Source organism: Nonomuraea sp. LPB2021202275-12-8 (genome assembly GCF_037044575.1).
Lineage (GTDB): Bacteria > Actinomycetota > Actinomycetes > Streptosporangiales > Streptosporangiaceae > Nonomuraea.
This window is the reverse complement of sequence record NZ_JBAHWD010000025.1, coordinates 46554-68603: the sequence shown is the minus strand read 5'-3', so window position 1 is coordinate 68603 and position 22050 is coordinate 46554. Positions and strand designations below refer to the sequence as shown.

The following is a 22050-nucleotide window of genomic DNA, read 5'->3' as shown; positions in this document are numbered from 1 at the left end:
CGTGCTGACGTTCCGCTCACCGAGACACCCCGGTCGCGGGTGCTGTGGCCAGAGTCCCACCCTGGGACGACGGCCTCAAGCCGCCTTGTGACGTCCGGAAGGGGCTGCGAGAACAACCCCTCCCGATTTGTCAATCCTATGACGGTCGTCACGATCGTGACCAATCGAGGTGTTCCATGAAACGTCTCATGCTGACCGGTCTCGCGGCCATGCTGGCCCTCTCCGCGTGCGGCGCCGACACCGGCGGGGCGGCCGCCCCGGTCCCGGATGACGGCGTCGGCTGCGCGGAGGCCCAGGGCAAGAACGTGGGTTTCAGCCAGCCGCTCGCCGACCCCAACTTCCAGGTGCTCGAACAGGTCGTCGCCAAGGCCCTGTCGAAGTACGGTGCGACGCTCAAGCCGGTCAACGCCAATCTCGACCCGGGCAAACAGATCTCCGACATCCAGGCCCTGCTCCAGCAGCAGATCGCCGTGCTCATCGCCAACCCGGTAGACCCCAACGCCACCAAGCCGGTCTTCGACCAGGCCCGCCAGCGGCAGATTCCAATCGTCGCGCTCGACACCGAGATCGGCGGTCCGTTCTTCAGCACCATCAAGGACGACGTCACCCAGGCGGCCATGCAAGGCGCAGAGATCCTCAAGGAGGCGGTCGGCGACGGCAAGGTCGCCGCGATGTACGGGCCGCCCTTCGCCGAGCTCCTCAACTGGGAGAAGGCCGGCTTCGACCAGGCCGCAAAGTCCCATGGCCTCAACGTCGTCGACACCGGCGTCAACCAGGAAATCACCCCCGCCAAGGCCAAACAGCTCACCGACGCCTGGAAGCAGAAGCACGGGGCCGATCTGAAGGGCATCTGGACGTTCAACGACGTCTCGGCCATCGGCGCCGCCTCCTCCGTCGGCGACGGATTCACCCCGGTGATCGTGTCGATCAACGGCCAGCCGGACGTCGTCCCTCTGATCGAGGCGGGCAAGGTCCTGGCCACGTTCTCGGTCCCGTACGAGAAGACCGGGCAGGCGATGGCGTACGCGGCGCTCGCGGCGATCTGCGGCAGGCAGGTCCCGCAGACGATCCACATCCCGACGCAGCGGCTCGACAAGTCCAACGTCGCTTCCTACAAGCCGCTGCAGGAACGGGTGAACGACCCGTTCAAGATCACGCTCGAGGAGCGGGACGGCAAGACCTATGTCAAGGTCGGCTGATGCTACTGAAGGCCGAGGGCGTCTCCAAACGGTTCGGCGCCGTCCACGCGCTCGACCGCGTCAACCTGCTCCTGCAGGCCGGGCAGGTGCTCGCGCTCGCCGGGGAGAACGGCTCCGGGAAGTCCACTCTGTCGCGGATCCTCGCCGGCGGGATCGTCCCGGACGCCGGTCGCATCCTGCTCGACGGCCGCGAGGTGCGCTTCACCGACCCGCGCTCGGCGCTGGAGGCCGGGATCTGCCTGGTCAGCCAGGAGCCCACGCTGGTCCCCCACCTGTCAGTCGCCGAGAATGTGCTGCTGACCAGAATCGGCGGGCCGGGCCGGCTGATCAGCAGGGCGCGGCTGACCCGCGAGGCGCAGCCGCTGCTGGACCGGGTCGGCCTGCGCGTGGACCCTGCCGCGCCGCTGAGCTCGCTGCCGCCGGGCGACCGTGAGCTGGTCGAGGTGGCCAAGGCGCTCGCGCCTGACCCGCGGGTCCTCATCCTGGACGAGGTCACGGCACGGCTGCCCGACCCCGAGCGGCTGTTCAGGGTCATCGATGGGCTGCGCGCCCAGGGCGTCGGTGTCGTGTTCATCAGTCACCGGCTGCGCGAGATGCGCCGGCTGGCCAAGTGCGCCACCGTGCTGCGCGACGGCCGCAACGCCGCCGAGCTCGACTGGATCGACATGACGGATGAGAAAATCTCCGCCGCCATGGTCGGCAGGGACCTCGGCGAGTTGTACCACAAGACGCCGGTGCCCGTCGGACCCATCCGGCTGGAGGTGCGCGACCTGGTCACCGGTCGGTCGCCGAATCCGGTGTCGTTCTCGGTGCGCGCCGGGGAAATCCTCGGCGTCGGCGGGCTGGTCGGCTCGGGCCGCAGCGATCTCCTGGAAACCCTCGCCGGAGCCCGCCCCCGGCGCTCCGGCCGGGTCCTGCTGGACGGCAGGCGCGTCCGAGTGCGCAGGCCGCGCGACGCGCAGCGGGCCGGGATCGTCCTCGTACCCGAGGACCGCCTCAACCAGGCGCTCGTGGGCGAGCACTCCATCACCGACAACCTGGCCATGGCCTGGCACCGCCCGCTGCGCCGCACCGAACGGCCCGCCGACCGGGCCCGCGCCGAGCGCGCCATCAGCGCCTACGGGATCCGATGCGGCGGCACACACCTGCCCGTCTGCAGTCTGTCCGGTGGCAACGCACAGAAGGTCGCCCTGGCCGCGGCGGTCGGCCTGGCGCCACGGGTGCTGCTGCTCGACGAGCCGACCCGGGGCGTCGATGTCGGCGCCCGAGCCGACATCTACGCCATCCTGACCGGCCTGGCCACCCGGGGCGCCGCGCTGGTGCTGGTCTCATCGGATCTGCTCGAACTCATCGGCCTGGCCGACCGGATCATCGTGCTGGCCGACGGCAGGGTGGCCGGCGAACTGACCGGCGAGGAGATCACTGAGGAAGCCGTCGCCCTACTGGCGCTCGGTGGAGGAGACACATGACCGCGCCCCCCACGTTGGCACCCAACACCAAGATCGCGACCCTGACCCAGTACACCGGCGTGCTCGCGGTGTTGGCTGTGCTGGTCGCGTGGTTCGGGATCACCCAATCGCCGTTCCTGACGCTCGACAACCTGGTCAACGTGGCCGAGACGAACGCCGTGCTGCTGATCGCGGCGACCGGGCTCACGTTCGTCATGCTCGTCGGCGGGATCGACCTGTCGATCGGTGGCATGACGGCCTTCACCGCGGTGCTGCTGTGGCAGCTGCTGGCCACTGGGCTGCCCGGCCCGCTGGCCGCGCTGCTCGCGGTGCTGGCCGCGTTCCTGACCGGCGGGCTGGTCAATGGCGGCCTCATCGGCAAGGCCGGGCTGTCGTTCCTGGTCGTCACCATCGGCTCGTCGTCGATCCTGCGCGGTGTCGCCCAGGTGAGCTCCGGCGGCCAGTCCCAGACGGTTTACAGCTATCCGATCATGGCGGGGATCGGGTCGTCGCGCGTGCTCGGCATTCCGGTCACCGTGTGGATCGCCGCGCTCGTGTTCACCGGGGCGGTGCTGGTACTGCGTTACACCGGCTTCGGCCGGATGATCTACGCGACCGGCGGCAATCCGGAGGCAGCCCGCTTGGCCGGCATCCCCACCGCCGGCGTCCGCGTCGCGGTCTACACGATCTGCGGCGGCTTGGCGGGAATCGCCGCCGTGCTCGACGCGGCCCGCACCACCTCCGCCTCCCCCAACGCCGGGCTGGGCCTGGAGCTGGTGGCCGGCGCGGCCGTGCTGCTGGGCGGCACATCGTTCATGGGCGGGCGCGGCAGCCTGCTGGGCACGCTGCTCGGCGTGATCTTCCTCGGGGTGCTGAGCAACGGCATCACGCTGGCCGGGGTGAGCTCGTTCTGGACCAACGTGGTCAGCGGTGCGGTTCTCATCGCCGCCATCGCGCTGGACCGGCTGCGGCTGCGCGGGGAGCGGTCCAGTGGATGACGACCTGCGCCAGACCGTACGCCGCTTCGCCACCCGACACGTCGCCACGCTGGGCGAGCACCCCACGGCCGAAGCGTTTCGAGAGGCGTTCGCCCGTGCGTCCGCGCTCGGCCTGACCGGCCTGCTCATCCCCGAGGAGTACGGCGGGGGCGGCGGCGGGCATCGGGACAACGCGATCGCCGCCGAGGAACTGGGCGCGGCCGACGCCGGCTTCGCGGCCGCCGTCAATCTCTCGGCGACGGTGCCCGGCCTGATCCTGGCCGCCGGTACGGAGGAGCAGCGCCGGGCCTGGCTGCCCGAGATCGCCCACGGGCTGATCCTGGCCGGGGCCATGAACGAGCCGTCGGTCGCCGGATCGGAGCTGTTCCACCCGAGTCCTGGCCCCGAATCCGGCTTCGCCACACGGGCGAACCGGGACGCGGACGGCTGGCGGCTGGACGGGACCAAAGCGCAGTGGGTGACGAACGCCGGGGTCGCGGACGCGTACATCGTGTTCGCCCGGACGGCTTTCGACCGGCCGGGCGTCGTCTCCACCGGCGCGTTCTTCGTCCCGGCCGGGACAGCTGGGCTCACCATCGGCCCACGCTCACAACTGCTGGGGCTGCGCGGCGGGTGGCACGGCGAGGTGCTCCTGGACGGCGTCGGAGTGCCGCCTGACGCCCTCATCGGTCCGCCAGATGGAGCGCTGCCACTGCTGGCGGCTTCGACCGCGGGCATGGCCGTCGGCCTGGCCGCGGTCTTCGTCGGCGTCGCCCGGGCCGCCCGCGACCTGACCCTCACCCACGTGCGGACCCGTAACAGCTGGGGCCGCCCGCTCATCGAGCACCAGGCGGTGGCGTTACCGGTGGCCGACATGGAGGCGGAGGTACGCCAGGCCCGCGCGCTGGTCCGGGAGGCGGCTGCGGCGCTCGACGACGGCGGGGACACGGCGGTGCTCGTCCCCCTGGCCAAGCAGCGGGCGGTGGAGGCGGCGATCGCCAACGCCTCGCGGGCGGTGCGGTTGCACGGCGCGACCGGCGTCACCACGGGCGCGGGGCCCGAGAAGCTGCTGCGTGACGCGTGGACGGGCTACGCCTGCGACTTCACCGGCGACATGCTGCGCCTCGGTGTCGCGGCCGCCCTGCGCTGACGCCTGGTGTCAATCCAAGTGGGCGGCAATGGCCGAGAAGAACGGCGAGTCCAGGTCGGGGTCGTCGTGGCGGTCGAAGCGGGCGCTGGGGGTGGGCGCATCCGACAGGCGGCCGAACCGCCCGCGGTAGAAGACCAGCGGGTCGTCGCCGTCCCCGCCGCCATCGCCCAGGTCCGTCACCCGGACCACGACCAGGTCGTGGTCGCCTGCTCGGTGAACGGCCTCCGGGACGCACTCCAGCCAGGCCAGTGCCCCGTCGAGCACAGGATGGCCACCAGGTGAGGCGAACCAGTCCAGCGCGCCGAACCGGTCGGCCCCCTTCGTGGCGAACAGCCGACAGACCTGCTCCTGATCGGCTGCGAGGAGGCTGACGGTGAACCCGCCAGCGTCCCGCATGGACGGCCACGTCGTGGACGTGTGCGCCACGCAATAGGCGACGAGCGGCGGGTCAAGCGAGACCGACACGAACGAGTTGACGGCGAACCCGTACGGTCGCCCGCCGACGAGCGCGGCGACTACGGCGACGCCAGTGGTGTAGTGGCCCAACACCCGCCGGAAGTCCTTCTCCTCAATCATCGCGTTCTCCAGTTCGTTGACGAGCGTTGCCGGAAGCCTCGCATTTGGACGTCGGGAGACACCCTCCTGCGTACCGCTCAGCGGACCGATCGCCTCTATCCAGTACGCCCTGATGTGGCTAACTTGGTAACGGTCGTCACGAATCCGAAGGAGACCTAGTGGATTCGAACATGGTCGAGATCGACGGTGCCGCCACCCACGTCCTGCGGGCGGGTGATCCCGGCGCGCCGGTGGTCGTCCTGCTGCACGGCGGCGCGCACGGCGAGTCCGCCGAGACCGCGTGGGAACGCAACATGCCTGCCCTCGCCAGAGGCCACCACGTCGTCGCCCCCGACTGGCTGGGGTTCGGCCGCAGCGCCAAGCTGGTGGACTTCGCCGACCGGATGGGCCGGATGATCTCCCATCTGGGCCGGCTGCTGGACCACCTCAAGATCGGCGAGGCGGACCTGGTGGGCCTGTCGATGGGCGGCTCGGCGCTGATCCGCGCGCTGTGCGAGAGCAGCCTGCCTGGCCGTCGCGCGGTGCTGGTCAGCGCGGGTGGCCCGCCGATCGGCGGCCCGATGCGCGAGCGGCTCATGGCCTACGACGGCACCACCGAGGGCATGCGTGAGCAGATCCGGCTGGCCTTCGCCGACCCCGGCTGGGCGCGCGACGACGCCTACGTGGCCCGCCGTCAGGAGATCGCCGCGCTGCCGGGGGCGTTCGAGGCGTTCGCGTCGATGGGCGTACGCGGGCCTACCCCGCCGCCGCCCCCGAACGAGCCTGACTACCGTCGCATCGCCGTGCCGACCCTGCTGATCGCCGGCGCGCTCGACCGGCTCAAGCCGGCCGGATTCGCCGAGGAGGCCGCTCGCCGCATCCCCGGCGCCCGCCTGGAGATTTTCGAAGACTGCGGCCACTGCCCCCAACTGGAGAACGCCGGCCGGTTTGACCGGACGGTGCTCGACTTCCTCACCAACCCACAGGAGAGCGCATGACCGAGGTGACCGAGGTGACCGGCCTGGCGTGCCGGCGGGAAGGGACGGGAGCGCCCGTGCTCTTCCTGCACGGCCACTGGCTCGCCCGCGACTGGACCCCGCTGCACGAGGCCCTCGCCCGGCGCTTCGACCTCATCGCGCCGGCCGCGCCCGGCTTCGGCGACAGCCCCCGCCCCGCCTGGGTGACAGGGCGCGACGACGTGGTGCTCGCCTTCCGCGATCTACTCGACGCGCTCGGCGTGGAGCGGGCGCACCTGGTCGGCTACGGGCTCGGCGGCTGGCTGGCGGCCGACTTCGCCATCTGGTCGCCCGACCAGGTGGCCAGCCTTAGCGTGCTGGCACCGTTCGGGCTGCGGGTGCCGGATCACCCGATCGCGGACGTGTTCATCATGAACCCGGCCGTCTACGACGACGCCTACTTCAACGGCGAGCCGGTCGACGGTGCGGTACCCGGCCCCGGCACGCCCGCCCAGGGCGGGGCCGAAGCGTACGCGGCCCGCTACGGCGACATGGGCATGGCCGCCGCCCTGATGTGGGACTTCCGCTATGACCTGAAGCTGGAGCGCCGGCTGCCAAGGCTGGGCGTCCCAGCGCTGGTGCTGGAGGCCGAGCAGGACCGCATCGTGCCCGTCGAGCACACCGCCCGCTGGGCCGACTTGCTCGACGCCAAACGGACAGCGGTGCCGGGCGGGCACGCCTTCCCGCTGACGAGCCCCGGCCAGACGGCCGCCCACATCACCGCATTCATCCAGGGGGTCCAGTGAACAGGCTCGAATTCCATGTCTTCCACCTGATGCCCTACCCCTTCATCCCACCGGGCGAGGACATCGAGTCGAGCTGGATCACCCTGCCCAACACCTACTTCGAGCCCGAGGTCGCGCATCGGCTCTACACCGACAACCTGGAGCAGCTCATCGCCTGCGAGCGGCTGGGCTTCGACGGAATCATCGTCAACGAGCATCACCAAAACGCCTTCGGCACCATCAACGCCCCGAACGTGTGGGCCGCCTACCTGGCCGCCCGCACGCACAGCATCCGCATCGGCGTCATCGGCAACGCGCTGCCGCTGCACCAGAATCCGCTGCGGGTCGCCGAGGAGATCGCGATGCTCGACATCGTCTCCGGCGGCCGCATCATCTCCGGCCATGTGCGGGGCATGGGTGCCGAATACCACTCCTCCGGCATGAACCCGGTCACCTCCAAGGCCCGCTTCTGGGAGGCGCACGACCTGATCATAAAGGCGTGGACGGAGCCGGGCCCGTTCACCTGGCAGGGCGAGCACTACGACATCGAGCACGTCAACCCGTGGCCAAGGCCGCTGCAGCGTCCCCACCCACCGATCTGGATGCCTGGCACCGGGTCCACCGACACCATCGACGAAGTGGCCAAGCGGCGCTTTTCGTACATGCAGACGACCACGTCCAACTGGGTGACGAAGAAGTCGTTCGCACTGTTCCGGCAGGCGTGCGAGGACAAGTACGGCTACACGCCCGCGCCGAACCAGCTCGGCCGGGTCATCCCCACATACGTGGCCGAGACCGACGAGCAGGCGCGGCGCGAGTTCATGCCGCACGCCATGTGGTTCTTCCGCACCGGCCTGAAGATCCCCATGCACCACCTGATGCCGCCCGGCTACAACACCGCCGAGTCGATGCTGCGCACGATCAAGGGCCGCGAGGCGGCCGGGGTGAAGAACTTCTGGGAGATGTCGTTCGAGGAGCTGATCGACCTCGGCTACGTCATCTGCGGCTCGCCTCAGACAGTGATCGACAAATACGAGCGGATGATCGAGGAGTACGGCCTCGGCATGGCGATCAGCGCAGGCGGGCCGCTCGGCTCGATGCCGCACTGGATGGTGATGAAGAATCTGCAGATCATGGCCGAAGAGGTCATCCCGCACTTCCGCGAGCCCGGCGGGGCGCCGACCTGGCAGCGCGCCGTTCCGCACACCAACGCCGAACTCTCCTCGACGTACGGACGCCCCAAACTAGCCCCGGTGGTGCGCCTGGCCAACGGCCGCGACCTTCCTGCCCAGCTGGGCCACATCCCAGAGATCGCCGACGGGGTCACCGGTGGCTAGCCCGCTCCTCGACAGCCGAAATCGGCTGCGCCTGGCCGTCTTCTCCCCCAACATGGCCGGCGGCGCGAACCTGACACACTCCCCCGACGCTCCCCAGCTCACCTGGGAGGAATCGGCACGGATCGCGCGGATGGCGGAGGCGGCCGGGATCGAGGCGATCATCCCGGTGGCACGCTGGCGCGGCATGGCAGCCCCAGAACGCAGGCAAGCGCACCGCTCGTTCGAGACATTCACCTGGGCAGCCGGGATCGCCGCGATCACCTCCCGCATCCAGGTGTTCGCCACCTTCCACATCCCCGTCACGCACCCGGTGACGGCGGCCAAGCAGATCGCCACCGTCGACCACATCTCGGGCGGCCGCTTCGCGGTCAATCTGGTGGCGGGCTGGAATAGCGACGAATTCCGCATGTTCGGACTCGACCAGCGCGAGCACGACGACCGCTACGCCCTCGCCAACGAGTGGATGACGCTGCTCAAGCGCATCTGGGCGGCCGAGGAGGAGTTCGACTTCACCGGCCGCTACTACCGCGGCACGGCCATCCTGTCCGAGCCCAAGCCGCTGCGGCCGGGCGGGCCGATCATCATGAACGCCGGATTCAGCCCGGCCGGGCAGGACTTCGCCGCCCGGCACGCTGACATCACCTTCGCCATGCTGCCCGGCATCGACGCGGCCGCCGCTCTGGTAGCTCCGATCAAGGAGCGCAAGCCGCAGCTGCGGGTGTTCGCCGCCGCGCACGTGGTCTGTGCCGCCACTGATGGGCAGGCCAGAGCCGAATACGCGCGGATGGTCGGCGAGCTAGGCGACCGACAGGCCGCCGAGCGCGCCATCAGGCTGCTGATCGGCTCCTCCCGCAGCGGTGACTTCGACGGCATGGTGAACGCGGCCATCGCCGGGTTCTTCGCGCTGCCGCTGGTCGGCTCGCCCGAGACAGTCGTGGCGCAGATGGCCGCACTCGCCGACGCGGGCGTGGACGGGCTGGCACTGTCGTGGCTGAACTACGAGGCGGGCCTGCAGCAGTACGCCGATACCCTGCGGCCCATGCTGGAACGTGCCGGATTGAGGCAGGCCTGATGTTGATCACCCTAGTGGCAGACGCGCCGGTGGCAGAGCTCGGCCCGCTGCCCCCCGAGGCCCACCTCGCTCTGGTGGCGCCGGGCGAGCCCATCCCGCCGGACACCGAGTTCCTCGTGCTGGAGCCCGCCTTCCGGGAGCGGCTGACCGAGAACGTGCCGGCCGCCTTGAAGGTCGTACAGACCGTGCACGCGGGCGTGGACTGGGTGCCGCAGCTGCCCGGCGGGGTCACGCTGTGCAACGCGAGCGGCGTGCACGACGGCCCCGTCACCGAGTGGATCATCGGGGTGATCCTGGCCATGGGCAAGCGGCTGCCGCACTACTGGGACAGCCAGCGAGCCGGCGTGTGGGACCACGGCGGCAACCTGAGCTTCGGCGACGGCCCCGCACCCATGTATCTAGGTGAGTCGACAGTGCTCATCGTCGGCTACGGCTCCATCGGCGCGCTGCTGGAGACCCATCTGGCCCTGTTCGGCTGCCGCGTGCTGCGCATCGCCCGGCATGCCCGCGACGGCGTGCACGGCCCCGACGAACTGCCCTGCCTGCTGGGCGAGGCCGACGTGGTCGTCCTGCTCGCCCCGGCCACCGCCGAAACACGGGGCCTGGTGGACGAGGAATTCCTGGAGGGCATGCGGCCCGGCGCGCTGCTCGTCAACGCCGCCCGCGGCACACTCGTCGACACCCGCGCACTGCTCAAGGCGCTGCACGCCGGGCACATCAGGGCCGCCCTCGACGCCACCGACCCCGAACCCCTGCCCGACGGCCACCCGCTGTGGTCGGCCCCAGGCGTCTTCGTCACCCCCCACGTCGCGGGCTCCAGTGCGAGCTGGCGCGAGCGCGCCTACCGGCTCGCCGGCGAGCAGATCCGCGCGCACACAGCGGGCCGGCCGCTGCGCAACGTCCGCCGCCACGGCTACTAGAAGGAACGCCATGACCAACCAGATCGGGGTACTGCTCCCCAACGGCGTGCCGGGCTGCGCCGGCGACACCATACTCACCTGGGCCAAACTGGCCGACCAAGGACCGTTCTCCTCGCTCGGCTCGGCCGACCGCTACGTGTACGTCAACCACGAGCTGATGATGACCATGGCCGCGGCCGCCGCTGTGACCAGCCGGGTGCGGCTGATGACGGCGGCCCTGCTGCCGCCGCTGCGCCCCACTGCCCTGTTCGGCAAGCAGGTCGCCACCCTCACCTCCCTGGCACCCGGCCGGTTGAGCCTCGGCGTGGCGGTCGGCAACCGGGTCAACGACTACGAGGCCTGCGGCCGCGCATGGGCCACGCGCGGCCGCGTCCTGGACGAGCAGCTCGCGTTCCTGCGCGAAATGCGCGACCTCAAGGGCGAGGAGAACCGCATAGGGCCCGAGTGCGGCAAGTTCGAGCTGCTCATCGGCGGTGCCTCCGCCCCGGCGCTGCGCCGCCTGGTCGAGCACGGCGACGGCCTGGTGAGCGCCGGCGTCAAGCCGGAGATCTTCGCCTTCGAAGCACACGCCACAATCAACGCCTGGCGCGATGCCGGCAAGCCCGGGCGGCCCCGGCTGGTCGCCAGCACCTGGTTCTCCCCCTCCGAAAAGCCCGGCGACCTGGCCGACGCACGGCTCGCCTCCTACCTCGCCAAAGGCGGCCCGCCGGAGCCGGTCCTCTCAGGAATCAGCCGGGGACGCGGTGGCGTCGAGAAGGCGGTGCGCGCCTACCGTGCCCAAGGCGCCGACGAAGTCACCTTCTTCCCGCTGGTCGACGACGTCGCCGAGCTGGAATGGCTGGCCGACGTGGTCGCCGGCCTGCCGGAGATCGCCAAGGGCGAGCCCACGCCGGACTTTTCCCGGTTTCCCGGTGAGCCCAGCATGAAGGGCCGCCACGCATGATCGCGTTCCCGGGTGCGGACCGCCCCCTGCCCGACGGCGAGCTGCGCCGCCGCAGGGAAAAGGTGGTGCGCGAGCACATGCGCGCCGAGATGGCCGGCGACCTCGATGCGTGCCTGGCCACCATGCCGGGCGGCGCCGACTATGCGATCAAAGCCACGGGGCGTGAGCACCACGGCGACGAGCAGGTGCGCGAGCTGCTCACCGACCTGCTCGGCGCCTTTCCCGACCTGCGGCTCGTCCCCGAACTGGTCCACCACCACGCCGTCGTCGTCGCGCAGCTCACCGGGCAACAGCCCGCAGCCGACCGGCCCGACCGCGGGACGATGTGATGCGGGGGCTGCGGGTCGAACGGTTCGGGCAGCCACCGGTGGTCGTCGACGGGCTGCCGCGCCCAAGCGCCGCGCCGGGCGGGACGGTGGTGCGGATGGTCGCGGTCGCCCTCGGGCACCTCGACAGGTCGGTCGCCTCCGGCACGTTTCCCACCGTGCTGACGCCGCCGTACATCCCGTGCGGGGAAGGCTCCGGGTACGTGGTCGAGTCCGGGACCTTCCCGGCCGGTGCGCTGGTGTGGATCCGGGGCGCCGGGGCCGGGGTCGGGCGCGACGGGGTGGCCGCCGAGTACGCCTGGGTGCCGGACCCGGCCGTCCACCCGGCCCCGGAGGGCGCCGACGAGCTGCTGGCGGCCTGCTTCTTCTCGCCCGCCACGGCCGCCCACGTCGCGGTCGGGGAGCTCGGCGGCGTCGGGGCGGGGGACCGGGTGCTGGTGAGCGGGGCTGCGGGGTCGGCCGGGTCGCTGGCCGTGCAACTCGCCCTAGCGGCCGGGGCCGAGGTGACCGCGCTGGTTTCCCGGCCCGGGCGGGCCGCGCTGGTCCCGCCGGGTGCCCGCATCGTGGTGGCTGGTCACAGGGAGAACGGCCCCCCGACGGCACCCGGCGGGACCAGCCCGGCCCATCCGCCGGGCATCGCGCCCTCGTCCAGGCTGGACGGCGAGGCCGCCTTCGACGTGCTCGTCGACACCGTCGGCGGGCCGGATCTGAACGCGCGACTGGACGCGGTGCGGCCCGGCGGCCGGGCCGTCCTGCTCGGCTACACGCAGGGCAGGCGAGTCGAGCTCGACCTGCCTGCCCGGCTGGCGCACGACGTGGACCTGCGCTTCGTCAACATGCAGCGCCGTGCCCCGCAGGCGTTCGCCGTCGCCGGCGAGCTGCTGCTGCGGCTGTCGAAGGGGGAACTCACCCTCGCCCTGGACCGCTACCCGCTCGACCGGGTGGCGGACGCCTGGCAGGCGCTCGCCGGCGGCACCGCGGCCGGGAGGGTGGTGCTGACGCCATGATCGACGACATCTTCGTGTTCGACCTGGTCGTCCACCTGCACGACATGAGCGACGCCAACCTGCTCGCCGGAGCGCCGTGGGCGAGCCGGGTCAGGGAGCTGTCGCTCGGCCTCGGCGACGGGCTGCGGGCGGTGCACGGCCATGACCTCGATCACGCGACGCGGGTGTCGGCGCAGACGATGGGCCGCCTGGTGTTCGACGAGTCCCCGACCGATGTCGCCATGGCCCAGGTGGTGCCCGTCTTCGACTGGTATGACGACTGGTGGGCGCCGGTCGAGCTGCAGGCCGCGTTCGCCCGCGCCTTCCCGGGCCGGGCGCTGTTCTGCGGTGGCGTCGACCCCGGCCACCGCGGGGTGGCGGCTGCTCTGCAACACCTGGACTACCAGGTGCGCGAACTCGGCGCCGTATCGCTAAAGTTCTACAACGGCCACGTGGAGCGCGGCTGGCGCTGCGACGACGAGAAGCTCGCCTACCCGCTGTACGAGCGCGCCCGACAGCTGGGCGTCACCGTGCTGCAGTTCCACAAGGGCAATCCGTTCGGCGTGGAGGACGTCGAGCAGCTGCGTCCCAACGACCTGCAGCGGGCCGCCCGCGACTTCCCCGATTTGACCTTCGTCATCCATCACCTGGCCACGCCGTACTTCGACGAGTGCGTCAACATCGCCGCCCGCTTCCCCAACATCCATCTGGCGCTGTCGGCGGCGGTGAACTTCCTGCCGTTCCGGCCGCGGCTGTTCCAGCGGCAGCTCGGCGAGCTGCTCGCAGCGGTGGGGGCCGAGCGGCTGCTGTGGGGCTCGGAAGCTACGCTCGCCGGGCCGCCCGCACCATACCTGCGCGCCTTCATGGACCTGCGTATCGCCGACGACCTGCGCGAGGGCTACGGATACCCGCAGATCACCCGGGAGGACAAGCGGCTCATCCTGGGCCTGAACGCGGCTCGGCTGTTCGGGGTGGCGGCGCCATGAGCGTGCCGCAGGCCGTCGCCGCGCTGTCGCGGGTGCTGCGCGCGCACGGCGGCTCGCTCACCCTCCTCGAGCACGACGACCGCGGGCGGGTGCGGCTGCGTTTCGCCGGCATGTGCGGTTCCTGCCCCGCCAAAGCGACCTGCCTGGAGGCGACCGTCCGCCCCGCCCTGCTCGCCGTCGAGGGCGTCACCGAGGTGAGCGCGGACGGGACTCGCCTCGACCCGGCCGCGCGGGCGCGGCTCCGCCATTTCCTGGAGGATCCCCATGATCGACACCGATTCGGTGCTGGGAAAGGTCAAGCTCATCCTGGAGGCGTTCCGTCCTGACGAGGACCGGGTCGCCCTGGCCGAGCTGGCCCGCCGCACCCGCCTGTCCAAGGCCACCATCCACCGCATCTGCCAGGACCTCATCCGCTGGGGGGCACTGGAACGGGCCGGTAATGGCTACCGGCTCGGGCTGCGGCTGTTCGAGCTCGGCCAGCGCGTCAGCCGTCCCCGAACACTGCGCGAGGCGGCCTTCCCCTGCCTGGAGGACCTGGCCGGCACCACTAAGGAGACCGTGCACTGCGCGATCCGCGACGGCCACGAGGTCGTCTACATCGAGAAGATCGGCGGCTACCGGCCCGCCTCGCGGCCGTCCAGAACCGGGGGGCGGCTGCCGCTGCACTGCACCGCGACCGGTAAGGTCCTGCTGGCCTTCGCCACCCAGGACGTCATCGACGAGGTTCTCAGCGCTCCCATGCACCGCTTCACCCCGCACACGATCACCTCACCGCGCCGGCTCCGCGCCGAGCTGGCCGAGATCCGCGCCTCCCACGTGGCGGTCGAGTCGCAGGAGTGCCGGATCGGTTACCTGTCGGTGGCCGCCCCGGTCTTCGGCGGCGACGGCCTGTTGGCCGGCGCGATCTCGGTGGCGGCGCCGACCTCCCGTGCCTCCCGGACGCGGCTGACGGCCGCCGTGCGCACCACGGCGGCCACCGTCACGCGCAGGCTGACCGAGATCCAGACCCAGGCCCGCATCGCCTGACAGGAGCGTGAATGATCGTCGTCACCGGCCCGACGGGAAACGTCGGGGCCGAGCTCGTCCGCCTGCTACGCGAGCAGGACGAGCTCGCCTACCGGATCGCCGCGCACCATCCGGCCCGCTTCCCGGACCTGCCGGCGGTCCGGTTCGACTACGACGACCCGGCGACGTTCGACGCCGTCCTCGACGGGGTGAGCACGCTGTTCCTGCTGTTCCCACTCCCCCACCCGCGCACGGTGCGGACGCGGATGATCCCGTTCGTGGACGCGGCGGTCCGGGCCGGCTGCCGGCACATCGTGTACGTGAGCGTGCCCGGCGCCGACCGCGTCAAGGTGGTGCCGCACCACGCCGTCGAACGCCACATCGAGTCCACCGGCGTAGACCACACGTTCCTGCGCTGTGGCTTCTTCATGCAGAACCTGTGCCGGAAGGTCTCCACACACGGCGTGGACATCATGGACCGCGACGAGCTGTTCATTCCGGCGGGCAGGGGCCGTACCACGTTCCTCGACTCCCGCGACGTGGCCGCGCTCGTGCTGGACATCCTGCGCGATCCCGGACCGCACCGCAACCGCGCCCACACGCTCACCGGGCCCGAGTCCCTCACCCTCGACGACGCGGCCCAGCTGCTCGGCCAGGCGCTGGAGCGGCCACTGGCCTACACCAGGCCGTCGCTGCCGCGCTTTTGGATCCGCCTGGCCAGGCGGGGCGTCACCTGGGACACACTGCTGTTCATGAGCATCGTCTACACGCTCACCCGGACCGGCAGGAACGAGCCGATGACCGGCGAGCTGCCCGCCCTGCTCGGCCGCCCCGCCACCCGGTTCGCGCAGTGGGCCAGCGACTACCGGCCGCGCTTCGAGCGGCGGGACTGGACCTGAGCCCGGCGTTTCACTGACCGGACCCGTTCCGTTGGCCCACCGCGCTGAGCTGCCAATCATCGAGGGTGTGAAGCAACACGACAACCCCGGCAGGCGTGACTGGAAGACCTGGCCGCACTACGACGCGGCCGCCTGCGGTTTCCGGGGCTACTGGTATCCGGTCACCTGGTCCAGCCACCTCACCGGCACACCCGCCGCGTTCCAGATCTGCGGCGAGAAGATCACGCTCATCCGTGATCGCGGCAGCGCCTACGCCCTGCATGACCGCTGCCCGCACCGCGGCATCCCGCTGTCGATGGGCAGCCGGCAGTTCCCCGGCACGCTGAGCTGCGCCTACCATGGCTGGACCTTCGACCTGGCCGACGGCGTCCTCAAGGCCGTCATCACCGACGGCCCGGACTCACGGATCTGCGGCAAGGTACGGGTGCGCACCTACCCAGTGGAGGAGCGCCTGGGCATGGTGTGGGTGTACATGCCGATCGGCGCCGAGCAGCCGCACCCGATCGATGAGCAGCTGCCCGAGGAACTGGTGGCCCACGCGTTCGTCATGGGCGGCCGAATCGATCCGCGCCCCGGCAACTGGCGCTTCGCCTGCGAGAACGGCTACGACGAGGGCCATGCCAAATACCTCCACCGCACCTCGATGTGGCGGCTGTTCAAGGCCATGCCGGTGTGGAACCTGACCCGCATCGAACGCCGGGACCGCTGGATCTACCGGGTACAGGAGGAGCAGTTCTGGTCGGCCGATTTCCCCGGGCTGGGCACGTGGAGCAACCGGCGCTGGTGGAAGCTCAGGCCGGCGAAGACCAAGGCATCCAACATCGGCAACACCGGCGCCACCAGCAAGGTCGACCCCGTCATCGCCGCGCAGGAGTTCCCCGGTTTCGCGTCGGTGTCGATGCCGGGCGTACTGCGCATCGTCTATCCGAAGTTCATCCATTACGAGTTCTACGTCCCGGTGGACGCCGGCAGCCACCGCTACGTGGGCGTCATGGTCAACTTCGCCGAGGGCCTGGCCGCGCTCCGCTTCTACGCCAAGTACCTGGGCCTCATCCGGTGGCTGTTCCACGGCCAGTTCTCCGCCCAGGACGCGCGCATGGTAGAGGCCACCGACGCCCCACCCGAACGGCTCTACCGGCCAGACGTCTCCCTCACCTCGTGGCGGGCCCTCGCCGAGGAGGAGTACACCCGCAAACTGGAAGCCGCCTCATGAGAACCCTGCTTGCCGCGATCGCCGCGGCTGTGCTCGCGCCCCTGGTCTGGCGGCGGCTGCGCCGCGTCAGCCATACCCAGGTACACCGGATCAACCCGCGATGAACATCTCCCTGCCCGACACCGCCGCGCTGCGCAAGCTGACCGCCGAACTGGTGGCCAAGCTGGTGGCCGTGCCCAGCCCCACCGGGGACGAGCGGCCGCTGGCCGAGCTCATCGCCTGCCGGATCGGCGGCACCGTCCAGCCGCTCGACGACCGTCAGGCCAACGCCGTCGCCCGACTGCGCGGCGACGGCACCGGCCCCGACCTCATGCTGTACGCGCCGCTCGACACGCTCACGGCCGGCGACGAGAGCGACCTGCCGTGGGCGGGCCCCCGGCTGGAGCCGCATCTGCTGGCCGAGCCCGTTGTCGACGGCGACCTCGTCACCGGGCTGGGCGCGGGCAACCCCAAGGGGCACGCCGCCTGTGTGATGGCGGCTTTCCTGGCGATCCGCGACGCGGGCGTGCCACTCAAGGGCGACCTCATCGCCGCCTTCGGCGCGGGGGGCATGCCCACCAACGCCCTGCCCGGGACGCGACGGCACACAGGCCAGGGCGTCGGTTGCTCGTTCCTCCTGGAACAGGGCGTCTTTCCCGACTACGCGGTCATCGCCAAACCCGGCTGGACGGTGTCCTACGAAGAGGTCGGCCTGGCCTGGTTCGAGGTCACCGCGCACGGCCACCACACCTACGCCGGCAGCCGCCACAAACTCCCCTACAGCAACCCCATCGCCACCGTCGCCGAGCTCGTCCTGGCCGTGGAGCAGTGGGCCGCCGACTATACCGCGCGACACGCCTCCGGCCTGGTCGAGCCGCAGGTGATCGTCGGCGCCATCGAGGGCGGCTGGATGCGCATGCCGTCGGTGACGCCCGCCACCTGCCGATTCCGCGTGGACGTGCGGCTGTCACCGCGCGACACACCCGCCGAGATCAAGCGCGAGTTCCTGGCCCTGATTCAAGGGCTGGGCGCGGACGCCGAGATGGTGCTGGCCATCCCCGGCACCACCACCGACCCCGCCTCGCCTGTGGTGCGCGCCGCGATCCAGGCCTTCGAGGAGGCCGGCGGCGTGCCCTACCGACCCGAAGGCGGCATGAGCGGGGCCACCGACGCCAACATCCTGCGCTCGCGCGGCGTTCCGACGGTCCGGGTCGGCATGCCCAAGGTCGCCGGGATCACCGACTTCGCCCTCGGCATGAACACCGTCGACGCCCGCCAGATGGCCCGCCTGTCCCGGCTGCTGGTCACGATCGCCCTGGAGTTGAACCGATGATCGTCCTTGGTGTGGGCGCCTCCCACAGCACGCTGATGAACACCCACTGGGAGCAGACCGCGGCCGTCGAGGAGGCCAAGCGATTCCGCGACGGCCTGGCCGAAGCGCGCCGACAGATCACCGCCGCCCGCCCGGACACGGTCGTCATCGTCGGCTCGAACCACTTCCGCGGCTTCTGGCTCGATCTGATCCCGGCCTTCACCATCGGGGTGGGCGAGTGCGTGGCCAGCGGCGAATCGGGCACCCCATCGGGGCCCCAGCAGGTGGATGTAGAGCTGGCCCGACAGCTGACGGACCGGCTGGTGGAGTGTGGGTTCGACCCGGCGTTCTCCGCCCGGCTGCAGATCGACCACGGCCAGTCGCACGCCATCCAGTACCTGCTCGACGGCCTCGACGTGCCCATCGTGCCGCTCGTGGTGAACGTCTTCGCCCCGCCGCTGCCCACATTGCGCCGCTGCGCCCAACTCGGCGACGCGCTACGCGAAGCCCTCACCGATCATCCCCGCAGGATCGCGGTGATCGCCTCGGGCGGGCTGTCGCACCGGCTGCCCTGGCCCGACTGGCGCGATCCGCGCGGGGACGACGAGGAGTTCATGGTTTCGGCGTGGCTGGACGGCCGCACCAACTGGCGCTCCTACGACGAGCGCCGCCGGGCGATCGTCAGAGCCGCCGAACCCGCCATCGCCCCAGACTTCGACCGAGAGTTCCTGGCTCTCCTGGAACAGGGCAGGGCGGCCGAACTTTGCACCCTGTCCAGCGACGAACTCCAGGCGCGGGCCGGTAACGGCGCCCATGAGATCCGCTGCTGGCTCATCATGGCCGCCGCGCTCGCGCACGCCCCGTCCCACACGATCAGCTACGACCCCGTCCCCGACTGGCTGACCGGCATGGCCGTCGCCGTCCTGTCCCCTTGAGGAGCGCGCTGTGACCATCTGGATGGACCTGGCCGAGATCGAGCACCAGGTCACGTTCGTGGACGCGGACGGCATCCCCACCCGCTCGCTCCAGGCGGGACCCGGCGACGGCATGCCGGTGATCTTCCTGCACGGCACCAGCGGCCACCTGGAGGCGTTCGTCCGCAACCTCCCGGCCCACGCCGCGGCCGGGTACCGCTGCCATGCCATCGACATGCTCGGCCACGGCTACACCGGTAAACCGGACGTCCCATACGAGATCCCCCGCTACGTCGGCCACCTGCGCGACTACCTGGACGCGTGCGGAATTCAGCGCGCACACCTGATCGGCGAGTCGCTGGGCGGCTGGGTAGCCTCCTGGCTCGCCTCCGAAGAGCCCGAGCGAGTGGCGAGCCTGCAACTGCTGGCCGCAGGCGGCACCAAGGCCAACCCGCAGGTCATGGAGCGCATCCGCACCTCCACCCTGAAAGCGGTGCGCACCGACGACCCCGCGCTCACCCGCGACCGGCTGCACCTGCTCATGCACGACCCGCAACGCGACGTCAGCGAGGAACTGGTCGCCATCAGGCACCGCATCTACCACCGGCCCGACTTCGTCGCCAACGTCCACAACCTGTTATGCCTGCAGGACATGCAGACGCGGCAGCGCAACCTGCTCACCACCGACCGGCTGGCCCAGCTGACCATGCCGACGCTGATCGTGTGGGGCCGCCAAAACCCGTTCGGCGACGTGCCGGAGGCGCGCGCCATGCACGAGGCGATCCCCGGCTCCCGGTTGGAACTGTTCGACGCGTGTGGGCACTGGCCGCAGCACGAGCGGCACGAGTTGTACAACCCGCTGTCGCTGGCCTTCCTGGAGAGCTGCAAATGATCCGGTTCGGGTACGCCGACACGCCCGGCGGCCAGATTCACTACGCCTCCTGCGGGTCGGGCGAACCGGTAGTGCTGCTGCACCAGACGCCCCGCTCCTGGGATGAGTACCGGGAGGTGCTCCCGCTGCTGGGCCGCACCCGCCGGGCGATCGCGATGGACACGCCCGGCTTCGGCAACTCCGCCCGTCCGGCCGTGCACTCCATCGAGGCGTACGCGGCCGGGGTGCTCGGCCTGATGGACGCCCTCGACCTGGCCGAGGCCGCCGTCGTGGGCCACCATACGGGCGGCGTGGTGGCGGCCGAGGTGGCGGCGAGCGCGCCGGGCCGAGTGAGCCGACTGGTGCTGTCGTCCACGCCGATGATCGACTACGAGGCCCGGCTGCGCCGCCTGGGCCGCCCGTCCGTCGATGCGGTACAGGAACGCTCCGACGGCTCCCACCTGACGGAGCTGTGGAACGGGCGGGCGCCGTTCTACCCGCCGCACCTGCTGACCCGCTTCGTGCGCGACGCGCTGGCCGTGCTGCCGCAGGTGGAGAGCGGGCACGAGGCGGTCACCGCCTACCGCATGGAGCAGCGGGTCGGCCTGATCCGCTGCCCGGTGCTGTGCGTGGGGGCGAGTGAGGACCCCTTCGCCTTCCCCGAACTGGAACGGCTGGCCGCGCGACTGCCGCGCAGCACCCAGCGGGTGATCAAGGGCGGCATGGTACCGCTGGAGCACAAGGCGGCCGATTTCGCCGCGATTGTGGAGGAGTTCCTGTGTTCGTGAAGGCCGGCGACGTCACCTTCCACCTCACCGAGCTGGGCGGCGGGGAGCCGGTGTTCTTTCTGCATGGCGGCGGGCCCGGGTGCAGCGCGTGGACTGACTTCGCTCCGGTGGCCCCGCTGTTCGCCGCCGGCTGGCGGTGCCTGCTGGTCGACCTGCTCCAATACGGCAAGAGCGACAAGTGCGTCATCACCGGCCCCATGTGGGATTTCCACGCGGCCCGGATCGTCGCCCTGATGGACGCCCTGGGCGTGCCGCGGGCTGACTTCGTCTGCAACTCGTGGGGCGGCACGATCGCGCTCAACCTGGCGGCACGCTATCCGGAACGGGTCCGTGCGCTGGTGGTCACCGGTTCGATGCCCGTCTTTCATGGCCCGCTCGCGCCGCTGCCGGAGGGGGCCCGGCGGGGCCGCAACGCGCGCGACGCCTACTACGGCGGTGACGGTCCATCGTGGCAGAAGATGCGCGATCTGATGGCCCGCCTGGAGTGGTACGACGGCCAGGCCATCCCGGACGAGACCGTGACCTTGCGCTACCGGCAGTCGCTCGACCCGGCGGAGATGGCGCTCGCCGCCCGCTCCGACGAGCCGCGCGGCCAGTGGCAGGAGCTGACGGCCGAGCTGGCCCGTATCCAGGCGCCCGTGCTGTTCGCCTGGGGCATGTACGACGCGTTCCTCACGCCCGACTACCCGCTGATGCTGGCCAGGATGGTGCCGCGCGGGCAGCTGTACGTGATGGACCGGGCCGGCCACCACCTGCAGGAGGAACGCCCGCACGACTTCCACGCCGTCGTGGCTGGCTTCCTTCGCCAGCACGCCTGAAAGGGGGGACGGCGCGGCCGTCCCCCCTGGCACGGTCAGGCGATCTCGAGGGTCAGCTTGAAGACGTTCGGGTAGACGATCTGCTGGATCGTCAGCGTGCCGTGCGGCAGGGTCAGGCAGAGGGTCTGCGGCTCGTAGCGCTCCAGGCCGCTCTCGTTGATCTCGCCGAGCGCGATCCTGGTGCCAGAGGGCGTGACGAGCTTGTCGTAGCAGGCTCCGTAGTAGTCGGCGCCCACCTTGCGGGTGGTGACGCACGTGGTGGTGATGGATCCGACGGCGGGACCGCCCTGGGTGGCGGCCAGGGTGCCCTTCGACGTCAGGACGCTGCCTGGCCCGCGCGGGTCGCATGTCGGGTTCTGCGGGCCGGGGGTGCAGGCCGGGATGAACGAGACGTCGCCTTCGGCGACTGTCTCGTAGTAGACCTCCGTCGATGACGCGGCGAACGCCGGGCCCGCCGGGGCCAGGCCGAACAGGGCCAGCGTGGCGGCCAGAGCGATCAGGAACCTGCGCATGCGCTACCTCCAGGGGGTGTGGCGGTGAAGACCGCCGCTCAGCGCATAACAGCAACGCGCGGTGATCGCGCCAAGCGTCCCGTTCCGCTGTGCGGACCG

24 protein-coding genes are annotated in these 22050 nt (G+C 71.0%); 22 read left to right on the top strand and 2 right to left on the bottom strand.

The annotated features are described in order from the left end of the window. Nucleotides 1-176: 176 nt before the first annotated feature. The 4 genes from V5E28_RS34255 to V5E28_RS34240 are packed head-to-tail and all read left to right on the top strand — an operon-like array spanning nucleotide 177 to nucleotide 4774. Entirely contained in the window at nucleotides 177-1199 is a 1023-nt protein-coding gene (locus V5E28_RS34255) for a sugar ABC transporter substrate-binding protein (RefSeq protein WP_336213201.1), read from the top strand. After that, nucleotides 1199-2668, top strand: a complete 1470-nt coding sequence (locus tag V5E28_RS34250) for a sugar ABC transporter ATP-binding protein (RefSeq protein ID WP_336213200.1) — start codon at nucleotides 1199-1201, stop codon at nucleotides 2666-2668. Before V5E28_RS34255 ends, V5E28_RS34250 begins: the two co-directional genes overlap by 1 nt. Then, complete coding sequence (locus V5E28_RS34245) at nucleotides 2665-3645, top strand: ABC transporter permease (RefSeq protein ID WP_336213199.1); 981 nt, start codon at nucleotides 2665-2667, stop codon at nucleotides 3643-3645. The genes V5E28_RS34250 and V5E28_RS34245 overlap by 4 nt, the downstream gene beginning before the upstream one ends. Further along, complete coding sequence (locus V5E28_RS34240) at nucleotides 3638-4774, top strand: acyl-CoA dehydrogenase family protein (protein WP_336213197.1); 1137 nt, start codon at nucleotides 3638-3640, stop codon at nucleotides 4772-4774. Before V5E28_RS34245 ends, V5E28_RS34240 begins: the two co-directional genes overlap by 8 nt. Nucleotides 4775-4783: 9 nt before the next feature. Here the strand turns inward: V5E28_RS34240 and V5E28_RS34235 are convergent, their stop codons facing one another. Continuing rightward, a complete protein-coding gene (locus V5E28_RS34235) occupies nucleotides 4784-5350 on the bottom strand; it encodes a flavin reductase family protein (RefSeq protein ID WP_336213196.1) in 567 nt (188 codons plus the stop codon). A gap of 158 nt (nucleotides 5351-5508) precedes the next feature. Here V5E28_RS34235 and V5E28_RS34230 point away from each other — a divergent pair, with 158 nt between their 5' ends. From V5E28_RS34230 to V5E28_RS34145, 18 genes are all read left to right on the top strand, one after another. Beyond that, nucleotides 5509-6327: an alpha/beta fold hydrolase gene (locus V5E28_RS34230; protein ID WP_336213195.1), complete on the top strand. Its 819-nt coding sequence runs from the start codon at nucleotides 5509-5511 to the stop codon at nucleotides 6325-6327. Further along, nucleotides 6324-7091 (top strand): alpha/beta fold hydrolase, encoded by a 768-nt coding sequence (locus V5E28_RS34225; RefSeq protein ID WP_336213194.1) that lies wholly within the window; start codon nucleotides 6324-6326, stop codon nucleotides 7089-7091. The genes V5E28_RS34230 and V5E28_RS34225 overlap by 4 nt, the downstream gene beginning before the upstream one ends. Then, entirely contained in the window at nucleotides 7088-8407 is a 1320-nt protein-coding gene (locus V5E28_RS34220; RefSeq protein ID WP_336213192.1) for an LLM class flavin-dependent oxidoreductase, read from the top strand. The genes V5E28_RS34225 and V5E28_RS34220 overlap by 4 nt, the downstream gene beginning before the upstream one ends. Then, nucleotides 8400-9479 carry an LLM class flavin-dependent oxidoreductase gene (locus tag V5E28_RS34215; RefSeq protein WP_336213191.1) on the top strand — a complete coding sequence of 360 codons (1080 nt, stop codon included), beginning with the start codon at nucleotides 8400-8402 and terminating at the stop codon, nucleotides 9477-9479. The genes V5E28_RS34220 and V5E28_RS34215 overlap by 8 nt, the downstream gene beginning before the upstream one ends. Then, nucleotides 9479-10399 carry a 2-hydroxyacid dehydrogenase gene (locus V5E28_RS34210; RefSeq protein WP_336213190.1) on the top strand — a complete coding sequence of 307 codons (921 nt, stop codon included), beginning with the start codon at nucleotides 9479-9481 and terminating at the stop codon, nucleotides 10397-10399. Before V5E28_RS34215 ends, V5E28_RS34210 begins: the two co-directional genes overlap by 1 nt. A 10-nt stretch (nucleotides 10400-10409) precedes the next feature. Beyond that, on the top strand, nucleotides 10410-11342 hold the full coding sequence (locus tag V5E28_RS34205; RefSeq protein WP_336213188.1) for an LLM class flavin-dependent oxidoreductase: 933 nt from the start codon (nucleotides 10410-10412) through the stop codon (nucleotides 11340-11342). Then, nucleotides 11339-11671 carry a nuclear transport factor 2 family protein gene (locus V5E28_RS34200; protein WP_336213186.1) on the top strand — a complete coding sequence of 111 codons (333 nt, stop codon included), beginning with the start codon at nucleotides 11339-11341 and terminating at the stop codon, nucleotides 11669-11671. Before V5E28_RS34205 ends, V5E28_RS34200 begins: the two co-directional genes overlap by 4 nt. Next, nucleotides 11671-12675: a quinone oxidoreductase family protein gene (locus tag V5E28_RS34195; RefSeq protein WP_336213184.1), complete on the top strand. Its 1005-nt coding sequence runs from the start codon at nucleotides 11671-11673 to the stop codon at nucleotides 12673-12675. The genes V5E28_RS34200 and V5E28_RS34195 overlap by 1 nt, the downstream gene beginning before the upstream one ends. Further along, nucleotides 12672-13640, top strand: a complete 969-nt coding sequence (locus V5E28_RS34190; RefSeq protein ID WP_336213183.1) for an amidohydrolase family protein — start codon at nucleotides 12672-12674, stop codon at nucleotides 13638-13640. The genes V5E28_RS34195 and V5E28_RS34190 overlap by 4 nt, the downstream gene beginning before the upstream one ends. Then, nucleotides 13637-13966, top strand: a complete 330-nt coding sequence (locus V5E28_RS34185) for a NifU family protein (RefSeq protein WP_336213182.1) — start codon at nucleotides 13637-13639, stop codon at nucleotides 13964-13966. Before V5E28_RS34190 ends, V5E28_RS34185 begins: the two co-directional genes overlap by 4 nt. Next, nucleotides 13905-14666, top strand: coding sequence for an IclR family transcriptional regulator (locus V5E28_RS34180; protein ID WP_336213181.1), 762 nt, complete (start codon nucleotides 13905-13907; stop codon nucleotides 14664-14666). The genes V5E28_RS34185 and V5E28_RS34180 overlap by 62 nt, the downstream gene beginning before the upstream one ends. A gap of 11 nt (nucleotides 14667-14677) precedes the next feature. After that, nucleotides 14678-15544: an NmrA family NAD(P)-binding protein gene (locus V5E28_RS34175; RefSeq protein WP_336213179.1), complete on the top strand. Its 867-nt coding sequence runs from the start codon at nucleotides 14678-14680 to the stop codon at nucleotides 15542-15544. Nucleotides 15545-15611: 67 nt separating this feature from the next. Beyond that, nucleotides 15612-16757: a Rieske 2Fe-2S domain-containing protein gene (locus V5E28_RS34170; RefSeq protein ID WP_336213177.1), complete on the top strand. Its 1146-nt coding sequence runs from the start codon at nucleotides 15612-15614 to the stop codon at nucleotides 16755-16757. A gap of 100 nt (nucleotides 16758-16857) precedes the next feature. Further along, nucleotides 16858-18069, top strand: a complete 1212-nt coding sequence (locus V5E28_RS34165; RefSeq protein WP_336213175.1) for a M20 family metallopeptidase — start codon at nucleotides 16858-16860, stop codon at nucleotides 18067-18069. Continuing rightward, nucleotides 18066-18983: a hypothetical protein gene (locus tag V5E28_RS34160; RefSeq protein ID WP_336213174.1), complete on the top strand. Its 918-nt coding sequence runs from the start codon at nucleotides 18066-18068 to the stop codon at nucleotides 18981-18983. Before V5E28_RS34165 ends, V5E28_RS34160 begins: the two co-directional genes overlap by 4 nt. A gap of 10 nt (nucleotides 18984-18993) precedes the next feature. After that, complete coding sequence (locus V5E28_RS34155; RefSeq protein WP_336213172.1) at nucleotides 18994-19854, top strand: alpha/beta fold hydrolase; 861 nt, start codon at nucleotides 18994-18996, stop codon at nucleotides 19852-19854. Then, nucleotides 19851-20621 (top strand): alpha/beta fold hydrolase, encoded by a 771-nt coding sequence (locus V5E28_RS34150; RefSeq protein ID WP_336213171.1) that lies wholly within the window; start codon nucleotides 19851-19853, stop codon nucleotides 20619-20621. Before V5E28_RS34155 ends, V5E28_RS34150 begins: the two co-directional genes overlap by 4 nt. Then, nucleotides 20612-21439: an alpha/beta fold hydrolase gene (locus tag V5E28_RS34145; protein ID WP_336213170.1), complete on the top strand. Its 828-nt coding sequence runs from the start codon at nucleotides 20612-20614 to the stop codon at nucleotides 21437-21439. Before V5E28_RS34150 ends, V5E28_RS34145 begins: the two co-directional genes overlap by 10 nt. A gap of 35 nt (nucleotides 21440-21474) precedes the next feature. On the opposite strand, the gene V5E28_RS34140 is transcribed toward V5E28_RS34145, so the two are convergent. Beyond that, nucleotides 21475-21951, bottom strand: a complete 477-nt coding sequence (locus tag V5E28_RS34140) for a hypothetical protein (RefSeq protein WP_336213168.1) — start codon at nucleotides 21949-21951, stop codon at nucleotides 21475-21477. Between the last annotated feature and the right edge of the window lie 99 nt (nucleotides 21952-22050).

Excerpts from the sequence above, each read along its gene's own strand:
- V5E28_RS34255 (WP_336213201.1), top strand. The coding sequence starts at position 177 with ATGAAACGTCTCATGCTGACCGGTCTCGCGGCCATGCTGGCCCTCTCC.
- V5E28_RS34250 (WP_336213200.1), top strand. The coding sequence starts at position 1,199 with ATGCTACTGAAGGCCGAGGGCGTCTCCAAACGGTTCGGCGCCGTCCAC.
- V5E28_RS34245 (WP_336213199.1), top strand. The coding sequence starts at position 2,665 with ATGACCGCGCCCCCCACGTTGGCACCCAACACCAAGATCGCGACCCTG.
- V5E28_RS34235 (WP_336213196.1), bottom strand. The coding sequence starts at position 5,350 with ATGATTGAGGAGAAGGACTTCCGGCGGGTGTTGGGCCACTACACCACT.
- V5E28_RS34225 (WP_336213194.1), top strand. The coding sequence starts at position 6,324 with ATGACCGAGGTGACCGAGGTGACCGGCCTGGCGTGCCGGCGGGAAGGG.
- V5E28_RS34210 (WP_336213190.1), top strand. The coding sequence starts at position 9,479 with ATGTTGATCACCCTAGTGGCAGACGCGCCGGTGGCAGAGCTCGGCCCG.
- V5E28_RS34205 (WP_336213188.1), top strand. The coding sequence starts at position 10,410 with ATGACCAACCAGATCGGGGTACTGCTCCCCAACGGCGTGCCGGGCTGC.
- V5E28_RS34200 (WP_336213186.1), top strand. The coding sequence starts at position 11,339 with ATGATCGCGTTCCCGGGTGCGGACCGCCCCCTGCCCGACGGCGAGCTG.
- V5E28_RS34195 (WP_336213184.1), top strand. The coding sequence starts at position 11,671 with ATGCGGGGGCTGCGGGTCGAACGGTTCGGGCAGCCACCGGTGGTCGTC.
- V5E28_RS34190 (WP_336213183.1), top strand. The coding sequence starts at position 12,672 with ATGATCGACGACATCTTCGTGTTCGACCTGGTCGTCCACCTGCACGAC.
- V5E28_RS34185 (WP_336213182.1), top strand. The coding sequence starts at position 13,637 with ATGAGCGTGCCGCAGGCCGTCGCCGCGCTGTCGCGGGTGCTGCGCGCG.
- V5E28_RS34180 (WP_336213181.1), top strand. The coding sequence starts at position 13,905 with ATGATCGACACCGATTCGGTGCTGGGAAAGGTCAAGCTCATCCTGGAG.
- V5E28_RS34175 (WP_336213179.1), top strand. The coding sequence starts at position 14,678 with ATGATCGTCGTCACCGGCCCGACGGGAAACGTCGGGGCCGAGCTCGTC.
- V5E28_RS34165 (WP_336213175.1), top strand. The coding sequence starts at position 16,858 with ATGAACATCTCCCTGCCCGACACCGCCGCGCTGCGCAAGCTGACCGCC.
- V5E28_RS34160 (WP_336213174.1), top strand. The coding sequence starts at position 18,066 with ATGATCGTCCTTGGTGTGGGCGCCTCCCACAGCACGCTGATGAACACC.
- V5E28_RS34150 (WP_336213171.1), top strand. The coding sequence starts at position 19,851 with ATGATCCGGTTCGGGTACGCCGACACGCCCGGCGGCCAGATTCACTAC.
- V5E28_RS34140 (WP_336213168.1), bottom strand. The coding sequence starts at position 21,951 with ATGCGCAGGTTCCTGATCGCTCTGGCCGCCACGCTGGCCCTGTTCGGC.